We start from the raw sequence: 18,768 nt of genomic DNA, 5'->3' as shown, positions 1-18,768 counted from the left end.
GGCGATGACGGGGGAGGTCCGATGGCGGGCCGCATGGTGGTCGGTTCCGCCGCGCTGGCCGGGCTGGTCCGTCCGGCCAGCGCACCCGACCCGGCGGGTGGGCACCGGGTGCTGCCCGTGCGCCCCGAGTTGACCGGGCTGCTGCCCAACCGGGGGCTGCGGCGCGGCAGCACCATCGCGGTCGGTGGCGGGCAGACCCGACCCAGCGGCACCACCTCGTTGTTGCTCGCGCTGCTCGCCGAGGCGTCCCGCGCCGGCTCCTGGTGTGCCGTGGTCGGAATGCCCACCTTCGGGGCCGGGGCGGCGGCCGAGGCCGGCATCGTCCTGGACCGGCTCGCCCTGGTGCCACAGCCCGGTCCGGAGTGGCCCACCGTCGTCGCCGCGCTCATCGACGGCGTCGATGTGGTGGTCACCGCGGTTCCGTCCACCGTCTCCGCCTCCGTCGCCGACCGGTTGGCCGCGCGGGCCCGGCAACGTGGCAGCGTGCTGGTGCCGTACGGCCGGTGGGACGGCGCGGACGTGACGCTCCAGGTGGTCCGTGGGATCTGGCAGGGGCTCGGGGCGGGGCGGGGGCGGTTGCGCCGCCGGGAGGTGACCATCTCGGCTCGTGGGCGGGGCGCCGCCGCCCGACCCCGGGAGGTCAAGGTCTGGCTGCCCGGTGACGAGCTGACCCGGGTCGTCCCCGGCCCGGCCGCCACCGCTCGGTCGGGTGCCACCCGCCTGCGGGTGGTGGCGGGCCGTGGATGAACCGGTCCGGACACTGCTGCTGTGGTGCCCGGACTGGCCGGTACTCGCCGCCGAGATCGTCGACGGAGTGCCCGCCACCGGGCCGGTCGCGGTGCTGCACGCCAATCGGGTGATCGCCTGTTCCGAGCGGGCCCGCGCCGAGGGGGTACGCCGAGGACTGCGTCGGCGGGAGGCGCAGGGGCGCTGCTCCGGGCTCACCGTCGTCGACCACGATCCGGGGCGGGACGCGCGGGCGTTCGAGCCGGTGGTGGCCGCGGTCGAGGAGGTGGCGGTCGGGGTCGAGGTGATCCGCCCGGGGGCGTGCGCGCTGGCCGCCCGGGGGCCGAGCCGCTATCTGGGTGGTGAGGAGGCGGCTGCCGAGCGGATCGTCGAACATGTCGCCCTCAGCTGCGCGGTGGAGAGCCAGATCGGTGTCGCCGCCGGGGTCTTCGCCGCCGGGCTGGCCGCCCGCGAGGGGCGGATCGTGCCGCCCGGCGGGACACCGGAGTTCCTGGCCGGTCAGCCCGTCGAGGCGCTCGGCCGCTCCGCCCTGGCCGACCTGCTGCGCCGGCTGGGCGTGCGTACGCTCGGCGACTTCGCCGCGCTGCCCGCCGGTGACGTGCTGGCCCGGTTCGGGTTCGACGGGGCGCTGGCCCATCGGCTCGCCGCCGGACGGGACGACCGTCCACTCGCGGTGCGGCGCCCGCCGGTCGACCTGACGGTCACCGCCGACCTGGACGAGCCGATCGACCGGATCGACGTGGCGGCGTTCGCGGCCCGGACACTGGCCGAGCAACTGCACGAACGACTCGCCGGCCACGGACTGGCCTGCACCCGCCTCGGCATCGAGGCGGTCACCGCGCACGGCCAGGAACTGCACCGGGTCTGGCGGCACGACGGGCTGCTGACCGCGGCGGCGATCGCCGACCGGGTCCGCTGGCAACTGGACGGTTGGCTCTCCGGTTCGCGTCGCGGCGGTGACCGGCCGGCCCGTCCCACCGCCGGGATCGTCCGGCTGCGGCTGCTGCCGGACGGGGTGCTGGCCCAGGCCGGCCTGCAACCGGGGCTGTGGGGGGAGACCGGCGCGGAACGCGAGCGGGCGCACCGTGCGCTGAGCCGGGTGCAGGGCCTGCTCGGTCCCGAAGCGGTGGTCACCGCGGTGCTCGGTGGTGGGCGGTCCCCAGCCGACCAGACCCGGCTGGTGCCCTGGGGCGACGAGCGCCGGCCCACCCGCCCCGGTCCGCCGCCGCTACCCGAACCCGTTGCGCACTCCTGGCCCGGGTCGGACGTCAGATCCGCCGCCTCCGGTGCGTCGGCCGCCTCCGGTGCGTCGGCCGCCTCCGGTGCGTCGGCCGCCTCCGGTGCGTCGGCTGGCTCCGGTGCGTCGGCTGGCTCCGGTGCGTCGGCTGGCACCGATGGTGGGCCGGTGGCCTCCGGCGGCGGGGCGGCCCGTTCCGGTGGGCTGCGGGCGAGCGCCGGGCCGGCCGTACCGTCCTGGCCGGGGCGACTGCCGCCGCCCTCACCGGCCGTGGTGCTGCCCGTCCCGCTTGCCGCGAGCGTGCTCGACGCCACCGGCGCGCCGGTGGTGGTGAGCGCCCGGCTGGCGGTCAGCGCGCCACCGGCCCGGTTGAGCATCGGCACGCTGCCACCGCAGGCCACCAGCCCCGCTCCCACCCCGGGTTCCGCCCCTGCCACCACCGCTGCGGCCACCACCGCTGCGGCCACCACCGCTGCGGCCACCACCGCTTCGGTCACCGCCTTTCGTGGTGAGACGGTCGCGTCGGCCGAGATCGTCGGTTGGGCCGGTCCGTGGCCGGTCGACGAGCGGTGGTGGGCACCGGCCGAGGCTCGCCGCCGAGCCCGGTTCCAGGTCCGCCTCGCCGACGGCAGCGCCCTGCTGCTCGCCGTCGAGTCCGGCCAGTGGCTGCTGGAGGCGATCTATGACTGACGTGAATCTTGGTACGAAACAGCCCTCCAGGGGGTCGTTTCGTACCAAGATCCATCCGGGGCGTCCGGGTCGGTTGAGGGCACGGGGTGTGGCGTTCTGCGCGATGGCGGGGTGGGGGCGGTGAGTTTCCACAATCCTCGGTTGCCGTGGTCGGAGTTGGAGCGGGTGCTCTCCGGGCGGCCGGGCAGCGGGGGCGGGAAGGGTAGCGGGGACGGAGAGGGCAGCGGGGACGGAAAGGGTAGCGGAGGCGGGAAGGGTAGCGGGGACGGAAAGGGCAGCAGGGGCGGAAAGGGAAGCGGGGACGGAAAGGGCAGCGGGGGCGGAAAGGGCGGCGGCGGTGCGGGGCGGCATCTGCATGTGGTGGATCCGCTGGCGGTCGACGCCGACGGGGGCGACTCGCCGGCCTGGAGCCGACGGCGGGAGCACTACCGACCGCCGCAGCTGACCCGGCCCGCCGGCGTGCCGCCGTACGCCGAACTGCACGCGCACACCAACTTCAGCTTCCTCGACGGTGCCAGCCACCCGGAGGAGCTGGCCGAGGAGGCCGTCCGGTTGGGGCTCACCGCGCTCGCCGTCACCGACCACGACGGTTTCTACGGTGTGGTGCGGTTCGCCGAGGCGGCCCGCGCGCTGGGCCTGCCAACGATCTTCGGAGCGGAACTGTCCCTCGGCCTGCCCGGTCCGCAGAACGGCGTACCCGACCCGCACGGCAACCACCTGCTGCTGCTGGCCCACGGCCACGAGGGGTACGCCCGGCTGGCCGCGACCATCGCCCGTGCCCAGCTACGCGGCGGTGAGAAGGGCCGCCCGGTCTACGGCGAGCTGGAGGAGATCGCCGCCGACCTGCGCGACCACGTGCTGGTGCTCACCGGCTGCCGCAAGGGGCACGTGCCGGCCGCCCTGCTCACCGAGGGAGTCGACGCGGCGGCCCGCGAACTGGACCAGCTCACCGCGCTGTTCGGCGCGGAGACGGTGGCGGTGGAACTGACCGACCACGGGCATCCGATCGACGGCGACCGCAACGACGCCCTGGCCGAGCTGGCGGCTGCCGCCGGCCTGCCCACGGTGGCCACGAACAACGTGCACTATGCGACCCCGGGGCGGCGTCGACTGGCCACCACCCTGGCGGCCGTCCGGGCCCGGCGCAGCCTGGACGAGATCGACGGCTGGCTGCCCGCGGCGGGCACCGCCCATCTGCGCGACGGCGCCGAGATGGCGGCCCGGTTCGCCGCGTACCCGGGCGCGGTGGCCCGGGCCGCCGAGTTCGGCGCCGAGCTGGCCTTCGACCTCCAGCTCGTCGCGCCGCAGCTGCCGGCGTACCCGGTGCCGCCGGGGCACACCGAGATGAGCTGGCTACGCCACCTCACCGAGCAGGGCGCCCGGGAACGCTACGGCCCGCGCGAGGCGCACCCGCAGGCGTACGCGCAACTCGACCACGAGCTGAACATGATCGAGGAGCTGGGCTTCCCCGGCTACTTCCTGGTGGTGTACGACATCGTCGACTTCTGCCGGCGGGCGGACATCTACTGCCAGGGCCGGGGTTCGGCGGCGAACTCGGCGGTCTGCTACGCGCTGCGGATCACCAACGTGGACGCGGTCCGGCACCGGCTGCTGTTCGAACGGTTCCTGGCTCCCGAGCGCGACGGGCCGCCCGACATCGACGTGGACATCGAGTCCGACCGCCGGGAGGAGGTCATCCAGCACGTCTACGCCCGCTACGGCCGGGAGCACACCGCCCAGGTGGCCAACGTGATCTCCTACCGGCCCCGCTCGGCGGTGCGGGACGTGGCCAAGGCGTTCGGCTTCCCACCCGGCCAGCAGGACGCGTGGAGCAAGCAGATCGACCGCTGGGGCGACGTGGCCACGGTGGACGTGCCGGAGATCCCGGAGCAGGTGGTCGCGTACGCCAACGAGCTCCAGACGTTCCCCCGGCACCTGGGCATCCACTCCGGCGGCATGGTGATCTGCGACCGGCCGGTGATCGAGGTCTGCCCGGTGGAGTGGGGGCGGATGCCCGGCCGCAGCGTGCTCCAGTGGGACAAGGACGACTGCGCCGCCGTCGGTCTGGTCAAGTTCGACCTGCTCGGCCTCGGCATGCTGTCGGCGTTGCACTACGGCTACGACATGATCGGGATGAGCCTGGATCTCGGCGACATGACGCTTGACGACCCCGAGGTCTACGACATGCTCTGCCGGGCCGACTCGGTCGGGGTGTTCCAGGTGGAGAGCCGGGCCCAGATGGCCACCCTGCCCCGCCTGCGGCCCCGCGAGTTCTACGACCTGGTGGTCGAGGTGGCGCTGATCCGGCCCGGGCCGATCCAGGGCGGCTCGGTGCACCCGTACATCCGGCGCAAGAACGGTCAGGAGCCGGTGACCTTCGCGCACCCGCTGATGCGCAACGCGCTGGAGAAGACCCTCGGCGTGCCGCTGTTCCAGGAGCAGCTGATGCAGCTCGCCATCGACCTGGCCGGCTTCGACGCGGCCGAGGCCGACCAGCTGCGCCGGGCGATGGGCGCCAAACGGTCGGTGCAGCGGATGGAGCAGATCGCCGACCGGCTCTACCGGGGCATGGCGGAGCGCGGCATCACCGGCGAGTTGGCCGACGACGTCTACCGCAAACTCACCGCGTTCGCCAGCTACGGCTTCCCGGAGAGCCACGCGATGAGCTTCGCCTACCTGGTCTACGCCAGCTCCTGGCTGAAGCGCTACCACCCCGGTCCGTTCCTGGCCGCGCTGCTGAGCGCCCAGCCGATGGGCTTCTACTCGCCGCAGACCCTGGTCGACGACGCCCGCCGGCACGGCGTGGAGGTACGCCGACCGGACGTCAACGCCAGCGACGCGAAGCCGGTGCTGGAATCCACCCCGGACACCCGCTGGGGCAGCCGAGCGGGGGAACCGCCGCACGCCTGGGGGCTGGGCGGTCCGGCGGTCCGGCTCGGGCTGTCCGGTGTGCGTACCCTCGGCGACGGGGTGGCCGAGCGGATCGAGGCCGAGCGGGCGGCGGACGGCCCGTACCGCGACATGCCGGATCTGGCCCGGCGGGTGGGTCTGACCGCCGCGCAGTTGGAGGCGTTGGCCACCGCGGACGCCTTCGCCTGTTTCGGCCTGACCCGGCGGCAGGCGCTCTGGGCGGCCGGCGCGGCGGCCCAGGAGCGGCCCGGTCGGCTGCCCGGCACGGTGACCGGTACGGCGGCGCCCGTGCTGCCCGGGATGGAGGAGGTGGACCGGCTGGTCGCCGACGTCTGGGCCACCGGGTTGTCGCCGGAGAACCATCCGGCCCGGTTCATCCGGCCCCAGCTGGACGCCGTGGGCGCGGTGCCGATCGACAGGTTGGGCCGGGTGGAGCCGGGCCGGCGGATCCGGGTCGGCGGGATCGTCACCCACCGGCAGCGGCCGGCGACCGCCGGCGGGGTCACCTTCCTCAACCTGGAGGACGAGACCGGCATGCTCAACGTCACCTGCTCGCCGGGCCTGTGGCAGCGGCATCGACGGGTGGCCCGCACCAGCACGGCGTTGGTGGTGCGGGGCCGGCTACAGCGGCACGAGGGGGTGGTCAACCTGGTCGCCGACCGGCTGGACCCGGTCGAGGCGCCGGTCCGTCCCGCCTCCCGCGACTTCCGTTGACAGCGCGGAGGTGCCCCCTGGCGATCTGGTCCCGGCTGACTAGGCTCGACCGGGTGGAACAGACCTCAGGCCCGGCCGGGCCGCCGCTCACCCCCCGTACCGCCGTGGTCTGGTCGGTGCTGCGCGCCGAGCTGGACCGCCGGCCGGCCGCCGAGCTGACCGTGCTGGACGTGGGGGGTGGCACCGGCGGCTTCGCGGTGCCGCTGGCCCGGGCCGGGCACCGGGTGACCGTGGTCGACGCCAGTCCCGACGCGCTCGCCGCGCTCAGCCGCCGCGCTGCGGAGGCCGGGGTCGCCGGGCGGGTGCGCGCGGTGCAGGGTGACGCTGACGCGTTGGCCGGCCTGATCGAGCCGGCCAGCGTCGACCTGGTGCTCTGCCACGCCGTGCTGGAGGTCGTCGACGACCCGGCACCTGTGATGTCCGCGCTGGCCGACGTGCTGCGACCGGGCGGTGCGGCGAGCGTGCTGGTCGCCGGGCGGGCCGCCGCGGTGCTCGGCCGGGCGATGAACGGGCACCTCGACGTGGCCGCGACCCTGGCCGCCGACCCGACCGGCGCCGCCGGCGCCCGGGACACCCTGCGCCGCCGCTTCGACGTCGAGAGCGCCGCCGCGCTGCTGACCGCCGCCGGGCTCACCGTCGAGGAGATCCACGGCGTACGCGTCCTGGCCGACCTGCTGCCCGCGGCGGTGGCGGACGGCCAGGCCGCTGCCCTGGTCGAGCTGGAGCGGACGCTGGCCGCGCAACCGCCCTGGCGGGATGTCGCGGCCCAGCTGCACCTGTTCGCCCGCCGCCCGGCATGACGGGCCTGATCGGCCGGGCCCGGCCGCTGGAGGTCGTCGAGCCGGGATACGGCGGTGGGAGCCTCGCCGACGTGCTGCCCAGCGCGCTGGCCGTGCTCGGTGTCCCCGGCGCCACGGACCCGCTCGGCCTCGCCGCCGAACTGTCGGGGGTGCGTCGGATCGCGGTGCTGCTGGTCGACGGCCTCGGCTGGTACCAGATCCCGACCGCGGCACCGTACGCGCCGACCCTGACCGGGCTGACCGCCGCGTCCGGTCGACCGCTCACCTCCGGTTTTCCCTCCACCACCCCGACCAGCCTGGTCACCCTGGGCACCGGCGTGGCGCCCGGTGCGCACGGGGTGCTCGGCTTCACCGTGTGCGTTCCGGGCACCGAACGGGTCCTCAACCACATCGAGTGGCGGGACGGCGATCCCGACCCGCTGCGCTGGCAGCCGGTCCCCACCCAGTTGGAACGGGCGCGGGCGGCGGGTGTGGCGGTGACCGTGGTCAGCCGGCCGGAGTTCGGCGGCACCGGCCTGACCCTGGCCGCGAACCGGGGCGGTGACTACCGGGGCGCGGCCGGGGTCGACGCGGTGGCCGCCACCACGCTGGCGGCGCTGACCGCCGGACCCGGTCCGACTCTCGTCTCCGCCTACCACCCGGACGTCGACCGCCACGGTCACCTCAGCGGCGTCGACTCGTTGCCGTGGCGGGTGGCGGTGACCGAGTTGGACGGATTGCTGGCCCGGCTGGTGGACGGGTTGCCGCCCGACGCCGCGCTGCTGGTCACCGCCGATCACGGGCAGCTCGACATCCCCGCCGGAGACCGGTTCGACCTGGACACCGACCCCCGGTTGACCGACGGGGTACGGGTGGTGGCGGGCGAGCCACGGGTGCGCTACCTGCACGTCGCCCTGGGGGCCACCGCCGACGTGGTGGCGGCCTGGTCGGCCGTGCTCGGCACCGCCGCCCGGGTGCTGACCCGCGAGGAGGCGGTGGCCAGCGGCCGGTTCGGGTCGGTGGCCACCGCCCACCTGGGCCGGATCGGCGACGTGGTGGTGGTCTGCAACGACACGTACGCCGTGTTGGCCAGTCGGTCGGAGCCGCCGATGGTGTCCCGGTTGGTGGCCTTCCATGGCGCGGACACGGCAGCCGAGATGACCATCCCGCTGCTGGTGGTGCGGGGCTGACCGGCCGGAATGTCACAGCCGCGGGCTAACCTGCGCGGGTGGGCCGCAGCCAGTCGCTACCCCGGGGCGGTGATCCCCGGTTCGGGCCCGGCGCCGACGACGCCGGGTGCCCGATCCTGCACGTCGACATGGACGCCTTCTACGCATCGGTGGAGGTCCGGCACCGCCCCGAGCTGCGCGGCCGGGCCGTCGTGGTCGGCGGGATCGGTCCGCGCGGCGTGGTCAGTTCGGCCAGCTACGAGGCCCGGCGGTACGGCGTTCGCAGCGCCATGCCCACGATGCGGGCCCGGGCGCTCTGCCCGCACGCGGTTTTCCTCGCCCCCGACTTCGCCCGTTACTCGGCGGCCTCGCGGGCGGTCATGCAGATCTTCCGCGACGTCACGCCGCTGGTCGAGCCGCTCTCGCTGGACGAGGCGTTCCTCGACGTCGCCGGTGCCCGGCGACTGTTCGGTCGGCCGGCGACGATCGCCCAACGCATTCGGGAGCGGGTCGCCGAGGAGCAGGGGCTGACCTGCTCGGTGGGGGTGGCACCGAGCAAGTTCGTGGCCAAGCTCGGCTCGACCCGGGCGAAGCCCGACGGTCTGCTCGTGGTGCCGGCCGACCGGGTGCTCGAGTTCCTCCACCCACTACCGGTCGCCGCGCTGTGGGGGGTGGGGGAGCGCTCCGAGCAGGCACTGCTGCGGCTCGGTCTGCGCACCGTCGGTGACCTGGCGCAGGCTCCGTTGGGCATGCTGCGGACCGCGCTCGGCGAGGCGGGCGCCGCGCACCTGCACGAGCTGTCCTGGGGCCGCGACCCGCGCCGGGTCAGCCCGGAGCAGGCGGAGAAGTCGATCGGCGCGGAGGTCACCTTCGACGTGGACGTCGACGATCCGACCGAGATCCGTCGTACGCTGCTGGCCCTGGCCGAGAAGGTCGGTGCCCGATTGCGAGCCAGCGGGCAGGTGGGGCGGACGGTTTCGCTGAAGGTGCGCACCGCCGATTTCCGCACGGTGAGCCGGGCCCGCACCCTGACCGTGCCCACCGATGTGGCTCGGGAGATGTTCGACACGTCGTGGGCGCTCTACACCGCGTTGGACCCGGGTGAGCGGATCCGGCTGCTCGGCGTCCGGGCGGAGGGGCTGACGGCGGCGGACCAGACACCGCAGCAGCTCGCCCTCGGGCAGCCGGAGCGGGGCTGGCGGGAGGCGGAGGCCGCCGCCGACGCGGCGGCTGCCCGTTTCGGGCGGTCCGTCATAGGACCGGCCAGTCTTCTCAGCGGGCGCGATCCCCGACGAAATGAAAATCCGACCCGGCCGTAGGTCGTCCCGCTTTCCGACGCGCGAGGGCCCTCGTAGACTTGCGGGTAAGCAGCCGGTTGGCTGCCACGGTCTGTCGGTCCGACCGGACCGACCAACGTGACCGGGGAGGAGTGCCGTGCCGCTCTCGGAGCACGAGCAGCGGCTGTTCGAGCAGATCGAGCGGTCGCTTGCCGAGGACCCCAAGTTCGCCTCGGCCGTGCGCGCCAGCGATCCGCGCTTCCACGCGCGGCGTCGCCTGCTCGTCGCTGCCGGCCTGATCATCGCTGGCCTGGCGTTGCTGGTCTATGGCGCGGTGATCAAGACTCCGCCGTTGGCAGTGGCGGGATTCGTTGTCATGTTGGCCTCGGCCGCGTTCGCGGTGCAGTCGCACCGTCGCGCGCAGTCACCCGACCTGCACGTCGTCGGGGGCACGGCGAGTCGTCGCCGGTCCCGAGGCCGTGCCGGCCGGAGGTCGGGTTTCCTCGACCGGATGGAGGACCGGTGGCGGCAGCGCCCGGAGGGGCACCGCTGACCCCGTTGCGCCACTGACGAGGAGGCACGTCACCCCGGGCCGACCGCCCGGGGTGAATAGGCGCGAGCGCCCAGGGCGCCGTGCGGGTCTTCGTGTTGCCCGCCTGTCGGCGCCCCTCGCTCACGGCCGCCAGCCGGTTGCCGGTGGGCGCTGGTGGGCCGTTGCCGGCGACCCGGGTGGTGCCGCCGGCAACGGGAATCAGCGACCCGCGCGGCTGGCGATCAGCCGGCGTGGGCTGAACCGCAGCAGCCTGCGGCGCACCTGCCCGGCCGAGTCGACCAGTCGTGACGAGTTGTCCGCGAGGGCGGTGCGCCAGCGGGACAATACCGACGGCGGCAACACGGTCGCCACCAGGCGGGTCCGCCGGTCGGCCTGCCCGGCCAGCGCACCGCGCACCGTCCGCAGGGCCGCCGGCAGCGGTTCACCGGTCAACGGGTCCCGGGCGTAACGGGCCCGCTCCTCGGCACGTCCGAGCAGACGTACCGCCGAGCCGGCGTCGGTCTGCGCGGCCAGGCGCTCCCGGGCCACCCGCTCCGCCGTGGCACGGGGGGTTTCGGTCCGATCCACCCCGACCCGGTAGTCGACGAGCGTGTCGATCAGCTCGTCCCAGGCGGCGTGCGCGTCGGCCCGCGCCCGGTCCGGATCGGTGGCGACCAGCACGACCGGTTGCCCGGTCGCGGACGGGGCCGCGTCCGGCGCGTCGACCGTCCGCACCGCCGGTGCCGGTCTGCCCCGACGGCGGCGCAGTGCGAGTCGGCGCAGTGCGGGCACAGCGAGCAGCACCAGCAGCGTCAGGACGCTGGCCGCGACCAGCCACGGCCAGACGGGCGCCTGCTCGGCGGGCGCGTCGGAGCCGAGCGCCGCACCCGGGTCCTCGCCCTCCTCGAACTGGTTCGGTCCCTGCTCCGCCTCGGCGGACGGATCCGTCTCGTCGGGTGTGTCCGCGGCGCCGCCCTGCGGCGTGCTCTCCTCCGGGGCGTCCACGTCCGGCGCCCAGGCCGAGCGGGTGGAGCCCGGCACGCCGTAGGCCGGGGTGGCGTCAAAGGGCACCCAGCCGATCTGGTCGAAGTAGACCTCGGTCCAGGCGTGCAGATTGCGGTTGGTAAGCGTGAGGGTGTCGTCGCTGCGGCGGCTGCCGTTGGTGAACCCGAACGCGACCCGAGCCGGGATCCCCGCGTCGCGGACCATCCAGGCCAGCGCCGCGGCGTACTGCTGGCAGTAGCCGACCTTGGTCTCCAGGAAGTCGAGAATCGCCTGGCCGCTGCTGCCCTGCTCGGTGCTGAGCCGGTAGCTGAAGCCGTTGTCCTCGGAAAAGTAGTTGTAGATGGCTCGCACCTTGTCGTACTCGGTGCGTGCCCCCCGGATCAGATCCTCCACCAGGGCACGGACCTCCGGCACGTCCGGCGTCACGGTCTGCTGCCGGCGCAGCGGCAGGTCCGCCGGCAGCGGCTGAGCCCGCCGCAGCGCCTGCGGACTGTACGACGAGCGGACGTAGTCGAAGGAGTACTCCTTGCCCCGCGAGTTCTCCCGGTTGGAGAAGACGACCTGCAGGTTCGGGTCGTAGAACCAGTTGTTGCCCAGCTCGGCGAAGTTGACCGGTTCGGCGTAGACCGGCAGCAGTGGCATGTTCAGCTCGCGGCTCACCCGCACGGTGGCCCGTTGCCGGGTGCGTTGGATGCCCGGAGCCGACCGCCCCGAGGGATCGGGTAGGTCGCCGGTGACTCGCCTACCGTTGGGGCCGCGCACCCGGAAGCCGTCGGTACGCAGGTCGTCGGCGACCCCGAAGCGCAGATAGAACGGCTCCTCCTCGGTGGTGGTGACCGTCACCAGATCGGTCACCTGGGACTGGTTGAGCTGCCCGCTGAGCGCGGCGAAGAGATCGACCCGGCCGGGGGAGCCACCGAACCCGGGACCGATGCCGGAGCCGGGGCCGGAGTTGAGCGTGGTCATCAACCCGGCGGTCATTCCCGGCACGGCCAACGGCACCAGTACGGCCAGTGCGAGACCCACCACCGCCAGCCGCCGGCCGGCGGCGGCCAACGGCGACGACTCCCAGACATCCACGTCGCGGCCGTCGCCGGTGAACCGCCGACCGAACCGACGGACCCGGTCCACGTTGTCGGTGACCAGCAGCCACAGGAAACCGGCGGCGCCGATCGCGAACGGCACCGGCGGGACGCTGTCCACATAGACCGCCACCGGCACCGAGTAGATGGCCAGCATCGGCAGCCCGGCCAGGGCAGGGCGGCGCAGCCCGACGCAGAGCACGTCCACCAGCACCGCCACCGCGCCGATGCCGAGCACGGTGATGAACAGCAGCGGGTCGGTGTCCGGAACCTTCACGCCGTGGGAGCGCATGTCTTCGACCGAGTTGCCGAGCAACTCGGCGAAGTGTCCGAAGGTGGCCGGGGTGGGCAGCACCGCCAGCAGCTCGGAGCCGCTGGGGAACAGCCAGGTAAGAGCGAGGGTGAGACCGCCGACCATGGCCAGGATCTGCACCCACAGCGGGGTCCGGCCGAGCCGGGCCAGCGACGCCGCGGCCGCCACCGCGGCCACCGCGATGACCGCCTGGACCAACCACGTCCAACGTTCGAAGATGGCCGACAGTGGTGCCGCCGCGAGCAGCGTCGCGCCGGCGGCCACCAGGCCCAGGTTCCGATGGGCGATCATGAGGGGGACCTTCCGTTCATCGCACGCCACCGGCCACGGTCTCGGCCATCGCCGCGCGCAGCGCGAATCCCTGCGAGCCCCGCCCCGCCTGCGGCCAGAGCGCCGGCAGCCGGCCGCCGTGATCGACGCCGATCACCCGCCAACCGGACTGCAGCAGCGCCAGCGCCGCGGCGTCGTGCGCCTGGTCGGCCTCGGCCCGCGCGGGCGTCGGCAGGTTCAGCCAGGCGGAGCTGTCCAACAGGAAGCAGACACAGGTGGCGCCGTTGGCCCGCAGCCCGGCCAACAGCTCCGCCTCGGCGGTGCTCAGCGACCCGAACAGCCCGATGATCAACCCGCCGTCGGCGCGTTGCCGTACGTGCTGCACCAGAGTGGTGATCTCGACCCGCTGGTCGAGCCGGACCTCCGCGAGCTGGTCGAGCAGCAGGCCGTCGCCGGCACCCTCGGTGGCATCGACGTCCGCGCCCGAGCCGGTGACCAGGCGCAGTTTGTACCCGGCCTGCCGCAGATGCACCGCGATGCTCGCGGCGGCTGAGACCGCCCACTCGAAGCTCGCCGTCGGACCGTCGCCCTGATGCCCGTACGCGCGGGTGTCCAGCAGCACCGTCGCCCGGCTCTCCCAGGGCTGCTCCTCCCGGCGCACCATCAGCTCGCCGGTGCGCGCGGTCGACTTCCAGTGCACCCGGCGCAGGTCGTCGCCGCGCCGGTACTCCCGGGTGGCTGCATCGTCCTCGCCGTGCACCGCCACCGAGCGGGCCCTGCTCTCGCCGCTGCCGGCGTACTCGCCGGGCAGCCGCACCGCCGGCAGTGGGACCACCTGCGGCACGACGGTGAGCCGGTCGGTACCGGGGAAGGCGCGGCTGAGTTCGCAGAGGCCGAAGGGGTCGGTCATCCGGACCACCAGCGGCCCCACCTCGTACCGGCCCCGCACGTCGGCGCGCACCGTGTACGCCACGGAGCTGGCCTGGTGCGCGCCGAGACGTTCCAGCACCACCCGGGGACGGCTGCCGAGGGCGTACGGAAGCCGGTCCTCCAGCAGCAGGGTGCCGGTGGGCAGCCGGGACATGTTCTGCAGGCGCAGCACCACCCGGGCGGTCGCGCCGACCGGTACCCGGTGCGGCTCCAGCGACCGGTGGCAGGCGAGCTTGTAGCGGCTGCGACCGACGTAGAGCGCGGCGAGCAACGGCAGGACGGCCAGCAGCACCGCCACCCGCAGCAGGTCCTTCTCGCCGAGGATGCCGGCGGAGATGGCCGCCGCCACCGCCGCGGCCAGGAAGGAGCGGCCGCGGGTGGTCAGCCCGCGCAGCCCGTCACGCACGTCACGGCCTCCGCGGCTCGAAGGGGGCCCGGCCGTTGCCGCTCGGTGGCCGGGTGTCGTAGGGCGAGCGCTTGCGGTCGTGCGGCAGCGGCAGCCGGTGCACCAGGTCGGCGACGATCGCGTCGGTGGTACGCCGGGCCAGCTGGGCGTCGGCCGTGGGAATGATCCGGTGCGCCAGCACCGGCACGGCGAGCACCTGCAGGTCGTCGGGGAGGACGTAGTCACGCCCGTCGAGGGCGGCCACCGCGCGGGCGGTGCGCAGCAGTTGCAGGGTGCAGCGGGGGGAGGCGCCCAGACGCAGGTCGGGTGACTCGCGGGTGGCGGTGACCAGGTCGACCGCGTACTGCTTGACCGCGTCGGCGACGTGCACCTGCCGAACGTGACCGATCAGCCGGCGCACGGTGTCGGCGTCGGAGACCGGCCGCAGCCCGGACAGCGGGTCGACGGCACCGTGCCCGTCGAGCATGGCGAGCTCGGCGGTCGGGTCCGGGTATCCCATGGCGATGCGGGCGGTGAACCGGTCGCGCTGCGCCTCCGGCAGCGGGTAGGTGCCCTCCATCTCGATCGGATTCTGGGTGGCGATCACCATGAACGGCGTCTGCAACTGATAGGTCACCCCGTCGACGGTGACCTGCCGTTCCTCCATGCACTCCAGCAGCGCGGACTGGGTCTTCGGCGAGGCCCGGTTGATCTCGTCGCCGACGACCAGGTTCGCGAAGACGGCACCCGGACGGAACTCGAAGTCGTGGGTTTCCTGGTTGTAGACGCTGACCCCGGTGACGTCGCTGGGCAGCAGGTCGGGCGTGAACTGGATGCGGCGTACCGAACAGTCGATCGACCGGGCCAGGGCCTTGGCCAATTTGGTCTTGCCGACACCGGGCACGTCCTCGATGAGCAGGTGACCCTCGGCGAGCAGGACGGCCAGTGCCAACCGCACGGTCGCGGTCTTGCCCTCGATGACCTGTTCGATGTTGGTAACGATCGCGTCACTGGCGGCGCGGAACTCGTCGTACGGCAGCAGACCGCCAACGTCGTCCCAGGTCTGTTGTGTCACGGGCCTCCTCCTCGTCGCCGTCACGGCAGCTCTCTAAAAGAGCACCTGGCCCCGCCGTTTCGTTCGCGACGTGTGAGCCTCATGTGCCGCGGCAATCTCACTGGCCTCTCAGGCTAACCATGTTTGTCGTCAACGCCGACCGCCGCAGGTGTTTGAGCGCTTACGCAGTGATTTGTCATTTACGCAGCGCATGTCGTCGGTTCTGCCGGGTAAGCGGGCCCGGGTCCGGCTGCCCGGACCCGGGGACCGGACGAGGTGATCCGCGCCGCCAGGCCGCGGCGCGCGGCGTCGACCAGCTCCTGGCGCAGGGGTGGTGGGCGGCGGCGACACACCGCACGCGGTACACTGCCGGTCATGGCCGGAGTCTTCCTGCTTCTTACCGGGCCGTGCTGATGCGCTGAACGCGTGACAGCACGGCGGCCCCTCCTGCGTGAGGGGCTTTTTCGTGCCCGCTGCCGGCCCGCGACGGGCCGGCGTGGCAGACCCGAGACCAGCCAGCACTCCGACAGACTCCGCCGAGCGACGCGAGGAGAAGGCCATGACCGAGGCAGACGTCCCACCGTTCCGGTACACCGCAGCGCTGGCCGACGAGATCGAACGCCGCTGGCAGGACCGGTGGGAGCGGGAGGGGGCCTTCCACGCGCCGAACCCGTCCGGTCCGCTGGCCGATCCGGCTCACCCGCGGTCCGGTGCGGAGAAGCTGTACGTGCTGGACATGTTCCCGTACCCGTCCGGGGCCGGGCTGCACGTCGGACACCCGCTGGGTTACATCGGCACCGACTGCTTCGCCCGGTACCAGCGGATGGCCGGCCGCAACGTGCTGCACGCGATGGGCTTCGACGCGTTCGGCCTGCCCGCCGAGCAGTACGCGGTGCAGACCGGCACCCACCCCCGGACCACCACCGAGGCGAACATCGACCGCTACCGGGCGCAGCTGCGCCGGCTGGGGCTGGCCCACGACCGGCGGCGTTCGGTGGCCACCATCGACACCGACTTCTACCGCTGGACCCAGTGGATCTTCCTGCAGATCTTCAACTCCTGGTACGACCACGAGGCCGGCCGGGCCCGGCCGATCAGTGAGCTGATCGCCGAGTTCGCCGGGGGCGGGCGGCGCACCCCGGACGGCCGGCCGTGGGCCGAGCTGTCGGCCGCCGAGCGCCGCGCCGTCATCGACGACCACCGCCTGGCGTACGTGTCGCAGGCGCCGGTGAACTGGTGCCCCGGGCTGGGCACGGTGCTGGCCAACGAGGAGGTCACCGCCGACGGCCGCTCCGAGCGGGGCAACTTCCCGGTCTTCAAGCGCAACCTGAAGCAGTGGATGATGCGGATCACCGCGTACGGTGACCGGCTGCTGGACGACCTGGACAAGCTGGACTGGCCCGAGCCGATCAAGCTGATGCAGCGCAACTGGATCGGCCGGTCGCAGGGCGCGCACATCGACTTCCCGACCCCGGTCGCCCCGATCCGGGTGTTCACGACCCGGCCCGACACCGTCTTCGGCGCCACCTACATGGTGCTGGCCCCGGAGCACGAGCTGGTCGACACGCTGGTGCCGGCGGCCTGGCCGGAGGACACCCGGGACGCGTGGACCGGTGGGCACGGCAGCCCGCGGGAGGCCGTCGAGGCGTACCGCAAGGCGGCGGCGGCCAAGACCGACGTGGAGCGGCAGGCCGAGACGAAGGAGAAGACCGGCGTCTTCACCGGCGCGTACGCCACCAACCCGGTCACCGGTGGGCAGATTCCGATCTTCATCGCCGACTACGTGCTGGCCGGCTACGGCACCGGCGCGATCATGGCGGTGCCCGCCCAGGACGAGCGGGACTGGGAGTTCGCCGAGGTCTTCGAGCTGCCGATCGTGCGTACCGTGCAGCCACCGGAGGGCTTCGACGGCAAGGCGTACACGGGGGAGGGGCCGGCGATCAACAGCGCCGCGCCCGAGCGCGGCCTGGACCTGGACGGCCTGGGTGTGGCCGATGCCAAGGCCCGGATCATCGGCTGGCTGGAGGAGACCGGCAACGGCCAGGGCGCGGTGACCTACCGGCTGCGGGACTGGCTGTTCAGCCGGCAGCGCTACTGGGGCGAGCCGTTCCCGATCGTGTACGACGCCGACGGTGCCGCCATCGCCCTGCCGGAGGAGATGCTGCCGGTCGAGCTGCCCGAGGTGGAGGACTTCTCCCCGCGCACCTTCGACCCGGAGGACGCGGCCAGCGACCCGGAGACGCCGCTGTCGCGCCGCCGGGACTGGGTCGAGGTCGAGCTGGACCTGGGCGACGGCCCGAAGCGCTACACCCGGGAGACCAACGTGATGCCGCAGTGGGCCGGCTCCTGCTGGTACGAGCTGCGCTACCTGGACCCGACCAACGGCGACCGGTTCGTCGACGCGGACAACGAGCGGTACTGGATGGGCCCGCGTGGCGAGGGTGACTGCGGCGGGGTCGACCTGTACGTGGGCGGTGCCGAACACGCCGTGCTGCACCTGCTGTACGCCCGGTTCTGGCACAAGGTGCTGTACGACCTGGGCCACGTGTCGTCGTTCGAGCCGTTCCGCAAGCTGTTCAACCAGGGCTACATCCAGGCGTACGCGTACACCGACGCCCGGGGCGCGTACGTGCCGGCGGAGGAGGTCGCCGAGCGCGACGGCGGCTTCTTCCTGGGTGACGTCCAGGTCAACCGCGAGTACGGCAAGATGGGCAAGTCCCTGAAGAACGTGGTAACCCCGGACGAGATGTGTGCCGCCTATGGCGCGGACACGTTCCGGGTGTACGAGATGTCGATGGGACCGCTGGAGGTGTCGCGCCCGTGGGAGACCCGGGCGGTGGTCGGCTCGTACCGGTTCCTGCAACGGGTCTGGCGGGCCATCGTCGACGAGCGGACCGGCGAGTCCCGGGTCACCGACGACCCGGCCGACGAGCAGACCCGGCGGCTGCTGCACAAGGTCATCGACGGTGTCCGGGGCGACATGGAGCAGATCCGGTTCAACACCGCGATCGCCAAGCTGATCGAGCTGACCAACGGGGTGACCCGTCTGTCGGGTACCCCGCGCGAGGTGGCCGAGCCACTGGTGCTGATGGTCGCGCCGTTCGCCCCGCACGTCGCCGAGGAGCTGTGGCAGCGGCTGGGCCACTCCACCTCGCTGACGTACGCGGACTTCCCGGTCGCCGACCCGGCCCTGCTGGTCGCCGAGACGGTCACCTACCCGGTGCAGGTCAACGGCAAGGTCCGGGCCCGCGTCGAGGTCCCCGCCGACGCCGCCGAGGACGTCGTCCGCCAGGCGGCCCTGGACGCCGTGGCCGGCGTGCTGGCCGGCAAGGAACCCCGCAAGGTCATCGTCATCCCCACCCGCATGGTCTCCATCGTCCAATAACCCCCACCCCCCACCCGTCGCGTTGATCATGAGGTCGACGCCATCTCGGTCGATGCCGCTCAGGCTGGTGCCGCTCAGGCTGGTGCCGGTCGGGCTGGTGCCGATCCGGTCGATGCCGATCCGGTCGATGCCGGTCGGGTCGGTGGTCGTTCGGGTGGTGCGGGTTCGGTCGGTGGCCGTGCGGTCGATGCCAGGCGGGTCGGCGGCGGTCCGGGCGGTGCCAGCTGCGACGGTGGTCGTCCGGATGGTGTGGGCGGGGTCGGCGGCAGTTGCGACGGTGGTCGTCCGG

Annotated in this window: 11 protein-coding genes; 8 read left to right on the top strand and 3 right to left on the bottom strand. The window is 73.5% G+C overall.

Going from position 1 to position 18,768, the window contains the following annotated elements:
• Window positions 1–21 precede the first annotated feature (21 nt).
• The 7 genes from O7601_RS27430 to O7601_RS27400 all read left to right on the top strand — a co-directional run bounded on the left by O7601_RS27430 (window position 22) and on the right by O7601_RS27400 (window position 10,076).
• Window positions 22–747: a hypothetical protein gene (locus O7601_RS27430; RefSeq protein ID WP_281563940.1), complete on the top strand. Its 726-nt coding sequence runs from the start codon at window positions 22–24 to the stop codon at window positions 745–747.
• Window positions 740–2,674, top strand: coding sequence for a DNA polymerase Y family protein (locus O7601_RS27425; RefSeq protein WP_281563939.1), 1,935 nt, complete (start codon window positions 740–742; stop codon window positions 2,672–2,674). The genes O7601_RS27430 and O7601_RS27425 overlap by 8 nt, the downstream gene beginning before the upstream one ends.
• Window positions 2,675–3,025: 351 nt before the next feature.
• Window positions 3,026–6,298 (top strand): error-prone DNA polymerase, encoded by a 3,273-nt coding sequence (locus O7601_RS27420; RefSeq protein ID WP_348650277.1) that lies wholly within the window; start codon window positions 3,026–3,028, stop codon window positions 6,296–6,298.
• A 35-nt stretch (window positions 6,299–6,333) separates the two neighbouring features.
• Window positions 6,334–7,098, top strand: a complete 765-nt coding sequence (locus O7601_RS27415) for a methyltransferase domain-containing protein (RefSeq protein WP_281567064.1) — start codon at window positions 6,334–6,336, stop codon at window positions 7,096–7,098.
• Window positions 7,095–8,267, top strand: a complete 1,173-nt coding sequence (locus O7601_RS27410; protein ID WP_281563937.1) for a nucleotide pyrophosphatase/phosphodiesterase family protein — start codon at window positions 7,095–7,097, stop codon at window positions 8,265–8,267. The genes O7601_RS27415 and O7601_RS27410 overlap by 4 nt, the downstream gene beginning before the upstream one ends.
• Window positions 8,268–8,305: 38 nt before the next feature.
• The gene (locus O7601_RS27405; RefSeq protein ID WP_281563936.1) at window positions 8,306–9,565 is read left to right on the top strand and encodes a DNA polymerase IV; all 1,260 of its coding nucleotides are present in this window, start codon (window positions 8,306–8,308) and stop codon (window positions 9,563–9,565) included.
• 115 nt (window positions 9,566–9,680) lie between these two features.
• Window positions 9,681–10,076, top strand: a complete 396-nt coding sequence (locus tag O7601_RS27400; RefSeq protein ID WP_281563935.1) for a DUF3040 domain-containing protein — start codon at window positions 9,681–9,683, stop codon at window positions 10,074–10,076.
• A gap of 198 nt (window positions 10,077–10,274) precedes the next feature.
• Here the strand turns inward: O7601_RS27400 and O7601_RS27395 are convergent, their stop codons facing one another.
• The 3 genes from O7601_RS27395 to O7601_RS27385 are packed head-to-tail and all read right to left on the bottom strand — an operon-like array spanning window position 10,275 to window position 15,115.
• On the bottom strand, window positions 10,275–12,746 hold the full coding sequence (locus O7601_RS27395; protein WP_281563934.1) for a DUF3488 and transglutaminase-like domain-containing protein: 2,472 nt from the start codon (window positions 12,744–12,746) through the stop codon (window positions 10,275–10,277).
• A gap of 16 nt (window positions 12,747–12,762) precedes the next feature.
• Entirely contained in the window at window positions 12,763–14,061 is a 1,299-nt protein-coding gene (locus tag O7601_RS27390; protein ID WP_281563933.1) for a DUF58 domain-containing protein, read from the bottom strand.
• A gap of 1 nt (window position 14,062) precedes the next feature.
• Window positions 14,063–15,115, bottom strand: coding sequence for a MoxR family ATPase (locus O7601_RS27385; protein ID WP_093401166.1), 1,053 nt, complete (start codon window positions 15,113–15,115; stop codon window positions 14,063–14,065).
• A gap of 538 nt (window positions 15,116–15,653) precedes the next feature.
• Here O7601_RS27385 and leuS point away from each other — a divergent pair.
• Window positions 15,654–18,479 carry a leucine--tRNA ligase gene (gene leuS / locus O7601_RS27380; protein ID WP_281563932.1) on the top strand — a complete coding sequence of 942 codons (2,826 nt, stop codon included), beginning with the start codon at window positions 15,654–15,656 and terminating at the stop codon, window positions 18,477–18,479.
• Window positions 18,480–18,768 lie beyond the last annotated feature (289 nt).

Origin of the sequence: Verrucosispora sp. WMMD573, assembly GCF_027497175.1 — a bacterium.
In the GTDB taxonomy this organism is placed as follows: Bacteria; Actinomycetota; Actinomycetes; order Mycobacteriales; family Micromonosporaceae; genus Micromonospora.
Note: the sequence above shows the minus strand (reverse complement) of the source record. Positions and strands in the feature narration are given on the sequence as shown.

Coding starts and splice junctions, on each gene's coding strand:
- leuS (WP_281563932.1), top strand. CDS start 15,654: ATGACCGAGGCAGACGTCCCACCGTTCCGGTACACCGCAGCGCTGGCC.
- O7601_RS27430 (WP_281563940.1), top strand. CDS start 22: ATGGCGGGCCGCATGGTGGTCGGTTCCGCCGCGCTGGCCGGGCTGGTC.
- O7601_RS27410 (WP_281563937.1), top strand. CDS start 7,095: ATGACGGGCCTGATCGGCCGGGCCCGGCCGCTGGAGGTCGTCGAGCCG.
- O7601_RS27395 (WP_281563934.1), bottom strand. CDS start 12,746: ATGATCGCCCATCGGAACCTGGGCCTGGTGGCCGCCGGCGCGACGCTG.